This is a genomic window from Sphingobacterium sp. UBA7253 (assembly GCF_002472745.1).
Lineage (GTDB): Bacteria > Bacteroidota > Bacteroidia > Sphingobacteriales > Sphingobacteriaceae > Sphingobacterium > Sphingobacterium siyangense.
The window spans coordinates 364-13,598 of record NZ_DKSP01000120.1 but is presented as its reverse complement, the minus strand read 5'-3'; the positions used below and the strand labels follow the sequence as shown (position 1 = coordinate 13,598).

Below are 13,235 nucleotides of genomic sequence, written 5' to 3'. Positions count from 1 at the left end.
ATACAAATTTACTTGTAAGCGGAGACCAGAGACTCGTATTTTTATTCATATCGGCCAATTGGTTAGGGTCATTACTGATCGTTCCATCGGGCAGTAAGTTCGTCCAACGTTGCCCTTCTTCCATTACCGTGAGCATATTGCGGTTATTATACTTGCTCGTAGATGTATATTCAATCTTATTGGCATTGTAGATATCGTTTCCATAGCTCCAGTTAAATAATGCTGTCATATCAAAGTTATAGATACGTGTATTGATTGAAAATCCACCGGTATGTAGTGGATTTGCATCTCCAATAATCGTCTGATCACTTGCATCGATTTTATGATCATCACCAACTAGATCTTTTAATTTCATTGTTCCCGGTCTTATGGTGCCAACGACAGTAGAGGCATCAGCTACGCCATCTTTTAAAATCCATTTTTTTGATGCTGCATCATAGCCTGTAAAATCAGAAACTTCATATCGCCCGTCACTCACGTAACCATACATTTTTCCAACCCGCCCACCAGTCTCTACAACGTAATCCGTTCCAATTTCCGTTGAAGCCCAACCCGAAGCCATTGGAATCGAGGTCAAGGTTCCCAAAGAATTAACTTTCGTTTGATTGAAACTAATATTGCCACTAAAATTGAGATCAAAGTTCTTCTTATTTATTGCAGACCAGTTTAGTGTAAGCTCTATCCCTTTATTTTGGGTTTCACCTAAATTTCGATATTGATCATCATAACCTGATCCGGCAATTGGGAAAAGAATCAAGAGATCTTTTGTTTTATTTTTATACACATCGACCGTTCCCGATAGCTTTTTCTTGAATAAAGTAAAGTCCAAACCTATATTCTTTGAAATGGTCGTTTCCCATTTCAAATCCGGATTAGACATCGTTTTTGACGTAGCCCAATAATTATTATACCCATTGACCCATTCTGTGTTCTTAACTGAAAATATTGGATATATCTGCTCTAATGGAATATTATTATTTCCCGAGGTACCCAAGCTTGCTCTAAGTTTTAAGTCATCAAGCCAAGATTGCGTCTTGTCCATAAATCGCTCTGATGAGATCCGCCAAGCAGCTGCCATGGATGGGAAATACCCCCAATAATTGTCTGCCGAGAACTTGGAGGAACCATCTGCCCGGAAAGTTGCATTAAATAAATACTTCGAGTCAAAGTCATAATTTACCCGGCCAAAAAATGAAAGTAATTTTTCGTCAGCAAACATGTAATTGTTTATCGTACTCGATGCACCTTGCGGCGTTAATTTTCGGGTATCATCCAGTTTAAAGCTGTTCGGAAAACCGTGTGTCGTATTGGTATTTAATGTTTTTTGTGTAAACAAATATTCCTGGCCAACCAGCACACTTAAACTATGTCCTTTAGGAAGGAAATCTTGAAAGTTATAGTTTAATGTATTTGTGGAGCGTATCCCCTGAGTCGACGTATTCAATGAGATAAGAGCAGGCTTATTTTGATCTAAAGCAGCGGGAATATTACGCACATAATACGTCGTTGGACCATAAAACCGATCATTATAGTTGTGATAATCATCAAAGCCAAATTCTGTCCTGAACCGTAGGTTTTTAACAATATCCCAGCTAAATGCAGCATTTAGGTTATACGTTCTCCTTCGTTGCAATTGATCATTATCGACCAAAGACTCTAACGGATTATACAGATTGAATTCATCATCGGTTTCATCACTATTTGTTAGGCCCCCAACAGGAAAGGGAGGATAAATCATGGCGAATTTTAAACGGGAATCTGATGAAGAGGCTTCATTCTGTTCATTCATGCCTCCACCTGAAATGCGAACATCCGAAAATCGCGCACCCAAATCTATGGAAGTATTCTTTGATGGTTTATGGTTTAGTTTAAAATTGACATTTTGTCTCCGAAAGCCAGACATTTCCATAATCGCTTTATCTCTCACAAAGGAATGAGAAATTGAATATTTCGTCTTATCACTCCCCCCTGACAAATTGAAATTTTGGTTAAAAGTATTACCGGTCCTTCCAAATATAAGCTCTTGCCAATCATTTGAAGGCACGTCTTTATAGAGGTCAATATCTTGAAAATTACCAAAGTATTTGACATAAGTATCCAGTTTATTTTGCAACAATGCCTGTTCGTACTGCCAGGTTACATAATCGTAGGGAGACAATACATCGAGCTTTTTTGCCAAATTTCGAATTCCGCCAAAAGCGCTATAACTAATTGATGTTTTTCCTGACTTTGCACTTTTGGTGGTTACGATAACAACCCCATTTGCTCCCCGAGAGCCATATATGGCTGCCGAAGATGCATCTTTTAACACATCAATGGATTCAATATCTGCTGGCGCGATATCTGATATCGAAGACATCGGAAAACCATCCACGATATATAAAGGCGCATTATCTCCTGTAACGGAGCCTCCGCCACGGACGCGGACCTTCATTTCTGCATCTGGGGATCCTTCTGTAGAAGAAATTTGAATCCCAGCCATTCTTCCCGCAATCGCCTCAAGAGCTGAAGATACTGGAGCTTTAGAAATGGTTTCTGCACCTACCGAAGTTACAGCTCCTGTCAGATCTTTCTTTTTGACCGTCCCGTAACCGATGTTTACAGTTACCTCTTCCAATGCATTAGACTGTTCTTCCAAAACAATGTTAAGTGTCTTCTGATTCTCAAGAACTGTTACTTTTTTTGTCTGAAATCCAACATAGGTAAATTGAAGTTCTTGATTGTTACCGGCTATTTCGATACTAAACTTTCCACTTTTGTCCGTCACAGCAACAATTCTTGTTCCTGGCACCGTTACACTCACACCAACCAATCCTTTTTGATCCGTACCAACGACCGTTCCTTGGACTTTTCGGGCTTGAGCGTGTGCATTTAATGTGAATAACGAAGCGCAAATAGCAGTAGATATTACTAAGGCCTTACTCATATTTTTAGGTTTTTAAATTACAATGATTAAATCACTCTTGCAGGAACTGCATCGAAATTTAACTGGTTATCATACAATCAAGTTTACAAGTTATATTTCACTTGTTCATGCAAGTATCATTAAAAAGTTATGCAAACGTTGCCGGCAACGTTTGCATATGCCCGTGAATTAGGTTTTGTAATTTTTTTTGATTAATATTATAGTCTATTTTGCCAATTATGAAATTCGAAAACTATACAATCAAAGATATTGCTAAAGCGCTCAATTTATCTACTTCTACGATCTCAAGAGCTTTGAGAGATAGTTATGAAATAAGTCCCGAAACAAAAAAGGTTGTATTAGAATACGCGAAAAAAATAAACTATCGTGCCAATCCTATTGCTAGGAGTTTAAAAGAGCGGCGAAGTCACTCAATCGGTATTATCGTTAGCGAAATAGCTAATAATTTCTTCTCCCAAGTCATAAGCGGTGTAGAATCAATTGCCTATGATAAGAACTTTCAGATCATTATTTCACAAACACATGAATCTTCCGAACGGGAACGACTGAATGTCGAATACCTAACTTCTAGGTCTATAGATGGACTACTGATTGCATTGTCTTCAGAAACTGAAGACATCTCCTATCTACATCAATTGAAAGAAAGAGGATTTCCAATAGTCTTTTTTGATCGGATCCCACAGCAGTTCGACACCTACAAAGTTGTCGTAAACAATCAACAAGGAGCCTATGACGCAACTCAGCACCTCATAACACTCGGAAAGAAGAAAATCGCGCACCTAACAAACTCTAAATCACTGTCCATCACGAAAGATCGATTAGTTGGCTATAAAAAGGCCCTTATGGCAAATCACATCGATTTTGACCCCAATTTGGTAAAATATTGTCAACATGGTGGACTACATGTAGAGGAAATTGAGACGGCTGTCGAGGAACTTCTCCGCATTGGTTTCGATGCTATCTTCATTTCCGGCGATAAATTAACCACAGGATATCTTCATGTCATAAAAAAAAGGCCTTTCGGGCCTGCACAAGGTATCGCCATTGCAGGATTCACAAATTCAAACGTTGTGGACCTATTTTCCGCCAAATTGACCGCAATTCGCCAACCTGCATTCGAAATGGGAAAAATTGCCACAGAATTGCTTATTAAGTTAATAGAAGCAAAATATCCCATTACGGAATTTGAAACCCTTGTATTGCCTACTGAATTGGTCAAAAATGACTAATTATAACTTGGTGCATTTCTTAAATAACAACAGCTACACAGAAAAAGATGCTTTCTGATTCATAAGCTATATGAAATACTCCGAATAACTTAAATATATGAAACAGACAATGCCAAAAAACCGTAAGAATATGACATTCCTACGGTTATATATTAGAAAAACAATCGAGTCCTATTGCGCTCTTTCCTTCTCCTCGTTACTTGTATCTTTCTTACGATAGTTATTTTTTAAATTTCCGAATTTATACGAATAGGTCAATCGAACCACACGACGATCTTGGTATTGCCTGATACTGGAGTCAAAATCGCCGAAATTAGTTTTCAGATTCTGATTCCCTGTATTAAACAAGTCGCTCACCGCCAGTTTCAAAGAACTACGTTGATCTTTAAATGTCTTTGTCGCTCCAATTTCCATATCCCATCGGGCCTTCATATCGTATACATTATATTTGAAAGGAGAGAAATATCGCAAATTGACATTAGCCGACAGACTTTTCGCCAACTTTAAATTGTGCATCGATGTAGCCTGCAAAAGAAATGACTTTCTTTTCAGCGGATGACCACTCACCATGCCATCAAAGTTAAAATGGATGCCCGTAATATTGTTATTCATGCTCCAGATCTTGGATACTGTTATCGGTATGTTCAGATTCAGGTAAGCAGTCAAATTCTTTCCTAAATTTTCACGTATAACCCAAGTTTGTTTCAACACTGAATCTTGCCCCATACTCTCTACAATCGCATCCCGCACATCGTTAATACCCAATGTCACATTGTAACGTTGCATCAACGTATAGTTTAGTGTGAATTCATTGGAAAATTGCGGATTCAGATAGGGGTTACCACGTTCGAAGGTTAATTTATCAATGAAATAATCAAAAGGATTCAACTGTCGGTAATTGGGACGGGTGATTTTCCTTGCATAACCTAAGGAAAGAATATGATTCTCATCGAGGGTATATGTCAGATTTGCATTCGGAAAAAGTTTAAAGTAGTTCCGCTTCACCTGCTTATTTAAGGTCAATGAGTTTCCATCAGAAAATGTATATTCTCCTCTCGCACCGACCTTCAGCCCCCATTTTCCTATCGTATTATTATAGTCTATATATCCAGCGGCGATCTGCTCCTTATACACAAAATGATTCGTCCGCTTTTCATTATTGATCCAGGAATTGTTCAAAAAATCTTCAAAGGTTAAGTCATTATCCGACGTAACATTAGAATATTTAGCTCCCATCTCAAGCTTGGAGACCTTAGATAGCGGTTGTTCATAATCCAGTTTGGCGACATAGATATCGATTCCGATGGGCATTCTACTCCGTTGGATCTCCTCGGGAGTAATCGCATCCATCTGACCATCAAAATATTGGTTATTATACCCCACGCCTTTACTGCTTTTGAATTTACTCCAATCCAGATCAAGGGTAAGTTTTCTGCCGTTAGAATCAATTCTAAACTCATTGTTTAAATTAGCAGAGTACCGATCAAATAGCTCTTTGAATTGCGATGTCGAAATCAAAAGCGAATCCAATGTTGTAAAAGACTTTCCTACATTGGTCTTACTATCGTTATCATTGTATTCGATATTATTCGAACCATTAAACTGCACGGTTAACGTATTTCTGGCTGACGTCCTTTGCTCAACACCGAAGCGATAGGAATGATTCTGTTCTTTTTCATCCAATACCGACCTTTGTTTAAAATAGGTCTTTTCCCCTTTATTCTGAATAACACGATCAAGCAGGAGCTTCCGGTGACTTTTCTCATTCGAATAGGCATACGATCCAAATACTGTCGTATTATTCTTTTTATAATTTAAGGATAAGGAGCTATTCCCTCTGAATTTTTCTCCCCGCCCTGCCGTCATGTTAAAGGTTCCGTTAAATCCTTCCATCCGATTTTTCTTGAGCACAATATTTATAGTCCCCACAGCCCCCTCAGCGTCATCTTTTGCTGCCCGGGTAGTGATAACTTCGACGGACTTAATCTGGTTGCCATCCGTACTCTTCAAAAAATTCACCAACTGCTCACCCGACATATAGGTCTGCCGACCATCGATGGTCACTGATACACCAGATTGACCCATCAACTGTAGGTTATTATTGTTATCTAAACTCACTCCAGGGGCGCGCTGTACAATATCTAAGGCATTATTCCCTGCGGCCAAGGGAGAGTTTTCGACATTTAAAACCAGTTTACCAGGCTTGCTTTCAACCATCGGCCGCTTACCCTCTACGGCGACCTCCTGCAATTTTCGTGTGTCCGTGTTCAGCAGGATCGTTGGGATTTTGTAATCTGATTTACTGATGTCAAAAACGTTGCTCTTATTGGCCGTATACCCAACCATTTTGACGTCGACATAATAACTTCCAGCTTGTATATCCGAAAATTGGTACTCTCCATTTTCATCTGTAACAACTGCTTTCAAAATAACTGTTGTCTTTGCCTTCATCAGATAAGCAGTTGCAGAAGCCAAAGGCACATTATTTTCCACCAGTACTTTGCCTGTAACTTTCACTTGCGCATAGGCAAAGGAAGCAATTAAAAAATTTAAGAGTAAGAGGTAAAAATATCTTTTCATTCGTTTATAAATAGGTATAATAGCATTTACTTTTGATGTTACTAAATAGGCTTATCACACGAGGTTCAGTAGTGATTTTCGAGGTTACAGCTTCAATAATTTGTCTTCCGCCTAAAGGCGGAAGACTTGGTTTATGTTATTTCTTTTTTGTCTCTATGGTAACACCATCTTTTTTGACATTGATAATGGTATCTCTACGGATAACAACAGACGTATCATTTGCGATTACTTCATTGCCTTCAGCATCTGTTTCGTCACTGTCATCTAACTGTTTTGGTGGCAATGCACATTTCAACCCGAGTGACGTGACTACAAACTCGACGTCTTTTACATCCCTTAGGTCTTCACTATAACGGTCACGACATTCGTAAAATGAAATATCTCTTAATTTATCTTCCAAATTATCATTAATGATCAACTTGGTGCCTACTGGGAGAAACAAGGTAATATTGACTTCTTGATCCCGATAGAGTTCACCTTCATTCAACTGGAACGCATTGTCAAATGTTAATGATGTACTATCTTGCCTCAACGCATAGTTAATTTTACCTGCTCTGTCTGTTGCGACTTTATAGGAATTTCCTTTAGCCGAATATTCATAACGTACATATGGTTCTTGCAAAGAGTCAATACGCTCAATTCGAATACGGATATTACGCCTCAAATAGGTTGAAACGTTTTCATTTTTAATACCGATACCACTTCTCACACCATTTTTTAAGCGGATTACCCGAATATCATTTTCATTTAAGTAATAAACAGCCTGTTTTTGCAGTGGCTTCTCTTCAACAATCGTACTAGACTCTTTGAATTCCTTTGCTACCGATGTAGCGTAGTAGATGATACCGCCTATCGATGCCAACCAGACTAAAAATAAAGTGGTTGTCAAATAATTGTTCATTGGTTTTTTCTCGAAGAGAACGCGGAGAAGCAAATAGAACAATCCAGCAAAAGGGATAAAAATGGCCAAGAAACCCGCTATCAAAGCAAAAGGTACATCGCTTGGATTCATGAGATAAAAAGGACCAGAATCGTCCATGACGTCAGGGATAACGTTCACAATAGCCAGCGCAAAGAAGATAAGTCCAATAATCAACCCGATGAGCGTCAACCCAACAATAATAACAAAGAATACGCCGATGACTTTCACAAAGACCTGCAATAATTTAGCAACACTATCGCCCGTACGGTCCATTCCCCTCGAAAACGAATCCCTCACCCCGCTCATTTCTTCATCGAAAGAACGTTTGAAGTTCTGAATATTCGGTGCCTCCCCACGCATTTCCATCTTATCTGCACGAGTTACAGCGAGCGGCATGACGATCCATAGGATGACATAGACTAATACGCCCGATCCACCGATCACAACAAATAAAGCAAAGAGTAAACGTACCCATTTAGCCTCAATGCCAAAAAAATGTCCCAGTCCACTACATACTCCACTGAAAACTTTGTCATCAGGGTCGCGCATCAGCTTCTTCCCTACTTTAAAGCCGTCTGCATTTGGCTGGCGCTGAAAAGATGCATAACCATCCTGATCCTCAGATTCAAAATCACTTACACTCCCCATTTGCTCTATCACAGCATTAACATCGTCCATATTCAGAACTTCTTTACTGCCCGCCTGAATCTTTTCGGTAAACATCTCAGAAATACGATTTTCGATGTCCTCTAAAATCTCCCGACTATCTTCCGATTGTCCAAAGTGCTTCTTTATATCAATCATGTAGGAGCGAAGCACCTCATAAGCATCCTCTTCAATATGGAAGACGATACTATTTATGTTGATAATTATTGTCTTATTCATCGTTATTATCTTTAACTGGTTTAGTTGAATCATTGTTTCTACCCACCAATGACGTGTTTACAGCAAACACGAGCTCATTCCAGGTAACATCTAGTCGCGAAAGGACTTCTAACCCTTCTTGGGTAATTTCATAATATTTTCTAGGCGGACCTGAAGTTGACTCCTTCCATATATAGCTTAACAGGCCGTTGTTTTTTAGACGTGTTAAAAGCGGATATAAGGTTCCTTCCACAACCAATAATTGAGCTTTCTTCAGTTCGCTGATAATATCGGAGGCATAAATTTCTCCTCGAGAAATTATGGATAGGATACAATATTCAAGTATCCCCTTCCTCATTTGGATTTGTGTATTTTCAGCTATCATAACAATACAAAGATATATGTATTTTATGGTACCATGCAATACATAGTACCATACGAAACAAAATAAATTTATTAAAACACTGATTTACAGGATAATAATTTTTAAATTCATAATATTTTTATTTCTATCAGGAAATTTTTGGATATTTAACGCCATGATTAAAATCTTATTAGACTATAAATGGTGTTTTATTTGGGCCATAATAGTTATTATTTTATGCACACTCCCGGGGAACAATTTTGACGCAGTTCCCGCCTATCCAGGTATGGACAAATTAGTCCATTGCGGGATGTTTTTTGTTTTCTGTACGTTGCTTTACAATGGTATTATCCAGCAATTCAGCGGTAAACCAACCCGCTGGCTTCCGATTTTTATCGTATCTATCCTCGGATTTTTATTCGCTGGACTGACAGAATTACTTCAGCTTTATGTTTTTACTTATCGGAGCGGTGATTGGTGGGATTTATTTGCCGACAGCATCGGAATAGGGATGGCCGGGTTTGCCTATCTACTAAACTATGTCAACCGAAGGTCGTAAATACCGGGTTGATTTAGTTTTGACGGTTTCGTCATTTTTGAGTGCGTTACCAAACCTATATTTGGGGTCTATATATTAGCTTAAATTATAGGAACTCGCATCAAATTATCGGAACGCGTTCTTCCGGGTTGCGAATTTTATTATTTTTAAATGAGCCCATACGCTATGGGTTAGATTGGGCCTAGGCCCTTGCTAAAGTCGCAATAGATACCCGACAGTCTGTAGCATCTAAGAGTGCTAATGCCGCGGAAACAATCGTAGCGCCTGTTGTTAACACATCGTCCACCAATAGAATGTGTACATTGGCCGGCACCCCAGTGGCCTGACAATCGAAAATATCACTTACATTTTCGTAACGGTCGAGTCGCCCCTTACCTGTTTGGCTAATTGTCGCTTTCTTTCTTACCAAAATATCTTCACGCAATGGGATTTCCATCGCTCTGGACAAACCTCTTCCAAAGTAAGTGGATTGATTATAGCCTCTTTTTCGGAGTTTACTCTTGTGTAATGGCACAGGAACAATACAATCGATATTCTGATAGGCCTTTGCTTCTATTAATTTTAAGCCGTATAGATAACCAAAATATTCCGCAAGAAAAGGTTGATTATTGTATTTAATCTGATAAATGAGGTGCTCTACACGGCTATCCTTTTGCATGAACAAAAAAGAACAGGCCTCTTCCACTGGAGCTTTCCCCCAAAGCTGTCTTGCGGTATCATTATCTGAATATTCGTGAAAATTAGTATAAGGCAAATGGAAATCGCATGCTACACAAATAAACTTTTCCTGATATTTTAGCACACAGCCGCAACAGCCACATTCTCTTGGAAAAAAGATGGATACAAAATCGCTAAAAAGCTTATTTAATTCGGATTTCATCTGGTAAATTCCCCTATTAAAGATAGGAACTATCCTTCAGATTATGCCTCGGCTTCCTCCTTTTTCTCGTCCTTGATTGCTAATTGTCCACAGGCGGCATCGATATCTTTACCACGGCTACGTCTCACATTCGTGATGATACCTTGACTTTTTAGATAATTTGCAAATACCTCGATTTTATCCGCTTCAGCATTTAAGAAATCGGCCAGTGCTATAGGATTATACTCAATCAGGTTGACCTTACAAGGAACGTGTTTACAGAACTTAGCAAGTTCTTTTGCATCCTCCAATTCGTCATTGAAATTGTTAAAGACAATATATTCAAATGTAATTGGACTTTTTGTCTTCGCATAAAAATATTTGAGGGCTTCTGCCAGAGCTTTTAGTGAGTTCTGCTCATTGATCGGCATAATTTCATTTCGCTTTTTATCATTTGCGGCGTGCAAAGAAAGTGCTAGATTAAAACGTACCTGGTCATCACCCAATTTTTTAATCATTTTTGCGATACCCGCAGTGGAAACAGTGATCCGCTTAGCAGCCATATTTAATCCGTCGGGGGCCGTAATGCGTTCAACCGACTTCATCATATTGGCATAGTTCAACAAAGGCTCACCCATCCCCATATAAACGATATTTGTCAGTGGCTGCCCGTAGTTCTCTTCGGCTTGCTTGCTGATCAGAACGACTTGATCATAAATCTCATCGGCATTGAGGTTCCTCTTACGGTCCATATAGCCTGTTGCACAGAACTTACAGGTCAAGCTACAGCCCACCTGTGAGCTGACACAGGCTGTCATTCGTTCCGGAGCGGGTATCAACACCCCTTCAATGATATTGTTATCATACAGCCAAAAACTACTTTTAATTGTTTTATCCGAGCTGATCTGAGATTCTTTAACTGTTACTGCATTGATCGTAAAATTCGCTTTCAGCTTCTCACGAAGGGACTTACTCAAATTACTCATCTGATCAAAATCTACACAAGATTTTACCCAAAGCCATTCATAAATCTGCTTCGCACGAAAGCCCTGCTCCCCCAACGCTGTAAGTTGATCTTTGATCTGATCCAAAGACAAACTCCTGATATCTATTATTTTACTTTTTTCAATCACGGTACAAAGATAAGAATAAATAAGTGACAAAAAATCCCGTTCTAAGAAATAGAACGGGACAACTGTTATGTATGTGTTTTAAAATAGGTAGGAGCGCGGTCCGATTAGCCATGAATGGCTTCTTTATTTCCGTACGACTGAATCAGCTTCCCTTCAAATTCCAACCACTCCTTCCAACGCTTTTCTACATCGACGTCTACGGTATATTTGCGTGCAAAATTCAAAAATGTTGTATAATGATTTGCCTCAGACACCATTAAATCATGGTAAAACTTCGCAAGATCTTTATCTTGAATATTTTGCGAGAGCACTCTAAAACGTTCGCAGCTTCGGGCTTCAATCATTGCCGCGAATAATAAACGGTCAATAAAAGCCATATTTCTACTACCATCTTTTTTAGAGAATTTCATCAATTGGCCAACATAATCATCTTTTCTTTCACGTCCCAAGGTATAGCCACGTTCTTTGATGATATCAATAACCATCTTAAAATGCTCCATTTCTTCGATAGCAATTGCTGTCAGTTCATGCACTAAATCTTCGTATTCTGAGTTGTTTGTGATTAATGATATTGCATTTGAAGCAGCCTTTTGCTCACACCAGGCATGATCAGTCAAAATTTCTTCTAAATTTCCTTCTGCGATGTTTGCCCATCGCGGATCTGTCAACAACTTTAATCCAAGCATCTTACTCTCTAAAATGATTTACGCCACAAAGGTAGCGAATATCTCAGCGTTAAAAAAATGATAATCGCTCTTTAGGCATCTTTATGAAGAGCCTTTCGAATTTCAGGCGCTATTTTTTCGCCAAAAATCTCTATAGAACGCAGCATCTCTTTATGCCCAGGAGCGCCCACATCCATGTGTGCAGAGAAACGTGTCAATCCGAATTTTTCCTGTATTTGCAAAATTTTATCTACGGCATAAGCAGCATCTCCAACAATGAGGTGCCCCCTTGAAGATCTTCCAAAGTCATATTGTGTACGTTGGTATGGTGGCCAACCCCGACTTGCTCCAATACGGTCCATCTGTGCCGAATAAATCGGATAGTAATAATCCGCTACCTGAGTGTTGTTGTCGCCAAAGAACGCATGCATGTGCACCCCAACCTGGAAATTAGCCATATCATGTCCATTATCCTCATATGCTTGACGATACATTTCAAATAAATGATCGAAGCTTTCATACATGCCGCCGATGATAGCAAACATAACCGGTAAACCAAGTTTTCCTGCACGGATAACAGAAGATGTTGTACCACCTACAGCAACCCAGATCGGCAGTGATCCATTTTTAGGCCGTGGGAATACTTCTTGATTGATTAGTGGCGCTCTAAAATTTCCTCGCCAAGTAATTGGATTTTGCTTGTTCAATCGTAACAAAAGCTCAAGTTTCTCTTCAAATAATTCGGAATAATCTTTCAGATCATAACCAAATAAAGGGAAGGATTCAATGAAGGATCCTCTTCCAGCCATCAGCTCAGCACGTCCATCGGATAAAAGATCGACTGCCGCGAAATCCTGAAATAATTTAACAGGATCCGCAGAACTCAATACCGAAACTGCACTGCCCAATTTAATATTTTTGGTAACTGTAGAAGCCGCAGCCAAGACAATTTCGGGTGCTGCAACCGCATAATCTGCCCTGTGATGTTCCCCGATTCCAAAGAAATCCAATCCTACTTGATCCATAAGCTTGATCTCCTCAATAATTTCTTTCATTCTATCTTGCGCTGCCTGGATTTGACCTGTAACAGGATCTATCCTCGAGTCACCAAACATTCCTATTCCTAATTCCATA

The 13,235-nt window shown here is 39.2% G+C and carries 10 protein-coding genes; 2 read left to right on the top strand and 8 right to left on the bottom strand.

Features of this window, described 5'->3' with window-relative positions; translation table 11 throughout:
• Window positions 1–2,926, bottom strand: a 2,926-nt coding sequence (locus tag B2X72_RS12215; RefSeq protein ID WP_286849718.1) for a SusC/RagA family TonB-linked outer membrane protein, incomplete at its 3' end; no start/stop codon positions are given.
• A 218-nt stretch (window positions 2,927–3,144) separates the two neighbouring features.
• Between B2X72_RS12215 and B2X72_RS12210 the strand changes: the two genes are divergently transcribed.
• On the top strand, window positions 3,145–4,155 hold the full coding sequence (locus B2X72_RS12210; protein ID WP_286734242.1) for a LacI family DNA-binding transcriptional regulator: 1,011 nt from the start codon (window positions 3,145–3,147) through the stop codon (window positions 4,153–4,155).
• A gap of 171 nt (window positions 4,156–4,326) precedes the next feature.
• On the opposite strand, the gene B2X72_RS12205 is transcribed toward B2X72_RS12210, so the two are convergent.
• The 3 genes from B2X72_RS12205 to B2X72_RS12195 all read right to left on the bottom strand — a co-directional run bounded on the left by B2X72_RS12205 (window position 4,327) and on the right by B2X72_RS12195 (window position 8,906).
• Complete coding sequence (locus B2X72_RS12205) at window positions 4,327–6,735, bottom strand: TonB-dependent receptor domain-containing protein (protein WP_286849716.1); 2,409 nt, start codon at window positions 6,733–6,735, stop codon at window positions 4,327–4,329.
• A 136-nt stretch (window positions 6,736–6,871) separates the two neighbouring features.
• On the bottom strand, window positions 6,872–8,542 hold the full coding sequence (locus B2X72_RS12200) for a PspC domain-containing protein (protein WP_286849715.1): 1,671 nt from the start codon (window positions 8,540–8,542) through the stop codon (window positions 6,872–6,874).
• Complete coding sequence (locus B2X72_RS12195; RefSeq protein WP_046673104.1) at window positions 8,535–8,906, bottom strand: PadR family transcriptional regulator; 372 nt, start codon at window positions 8,904–8,906, stop codon at window positions 8,535–8,537. The genes B2X72_RS12200 and B2X72_RS12195 overlap by 8 nt, the downstream gene beginning before the upstream one ends.
• A 154-nt stretch (window positions 8,907–9,060) precedes the next feature.
• On the opposite strand from B2X72_RS12195, the gene B2X72_RS12190 reads away from it, so the two are divergent.
• Window positions 9,061–9,444 carry a VanZ family protein gene (locus B2X72_RS12190; RefSeq protein WP_286734238.1) on the top strand — a complete coding sequence of 128 codons (384 nt, stop codon included), beginning with the start codon at window positions 9,061–9,063 and terminating at the stop codon, window positions 9,442–9,444.
• Between the two features lie 181 nt (window positions 9,445–9,625).
• On the opposite strand, the gene B2X72_RS12185 is transcribed toward B2X72_RS12190, so the two are convergent.
• From B2X72_RS12185 to B2X72_RS12170, 4 genes are all read right to left on the bottom strand, one after another.
• Window positions 9,626–10,324 carry a ComF family protein gene (locus B2X72_RS12185; protein ID WP_286734236.1) on the bottom strand — a complete coding sequence of 233 codons (699 nt, stop codon included), beginning with the start codon at window positions 10,322–10,324 and terminating at the stop codon, window positions 9,626–9,628.
• Window positions 10,325–10,365: 41 nt separating this feature from the next.
• The gene (gene rlmN, locus B2X72_RS12180) at window positions 10,366–11,466 is read right to left on the bottom strand and encodes a 23S rRNA (adenine(2503)-C(2))-methyltransferase RlmN (RefSeq protein ID WP_376747253.1); all 1,101 of its coding nucleotides are present in this window, start codon (window positions 11,464–11,466) and stop codon (window positions 10,366–10,368) included.
• 74 nt (window positions 11,467–11,540) lie between these two features.
• On the bottom strand, window positions 11,541–12,122 hold the full coding sequence (locus B2X72_RS12175; protein ID WP_070561487.1) for a tRNA-(ms[2]io[6]A)-hydroxylase: 582 nt from the start codon (window positions 12,120–12,122) through the stop codon (window positions 11,541–11,543).
• Between the two features lie 71 nt (window positions 12,123–12,193).
• Window positions 12,194–13,235 (bottom strand): Atu2307/SP_0267 family LLM class monooxygenase (locus B2X72_RS12170; protein ID WP_286849714.1); only part of this gene is annotated, 1,042 nt, incomplete at its 5' end.

What these genes read in the sequence shown, in the direction of transcription:
- B2X72_RS12190 (WP_286734238.1), top strand. Translation starts at nt 9,061, where the DNA reads ATGATTAAAATCTTATTAGACTATAAATGGTGTTTTATTTGGGCCATA.
- B2X72_RS12200 (WP_286849715.1), bottom strand. Translation starts at nt 8,542, where the DNA reads ATGAATAAGACAATAATTATCAACATAAATAGTATCGTCTTCCATATT.
- B2X72_RS12175 (WP_070561487.1), bottom strand. Translation starts at nt 12,122, where the DNA reads ATGCTTGGATTAAAGTTGTTGACAGATCCGCGATGGGCAAACATCGCA.
- B2X72_RS12210 (WP_286734242.1), top strand. Translation starts at nt 3,145, where the DNA reads ATGAAATTCGAAAACTATACAATCAAAGATATTGCTAAAGCGCTCAAT.
- B2X72_RS12185 (WP_286734236.1), bottom strand. Translation starts at nt 10,324, where the DNA reads ATGAAATCCGAATTAAATAAGCTTTTTAGCGATTTTGTATCCATCTTT.
- B2X72_RS12205 (WP_286849716.1), bottom strand. Translation starts at nt 6,735, where the DNA reads ATGAAAAGATATTTTTACCTCTTACTCTTAAATTTTTTAATTGCTTCC.
- B2X72_RS12195 (WP_046673104.1), bottom strand. Translation starts at nt 8,906, where the DNA reads ATGATAGCTGAAAATACACAAATCCAAATGAGGAAGGGGATACTTGAA.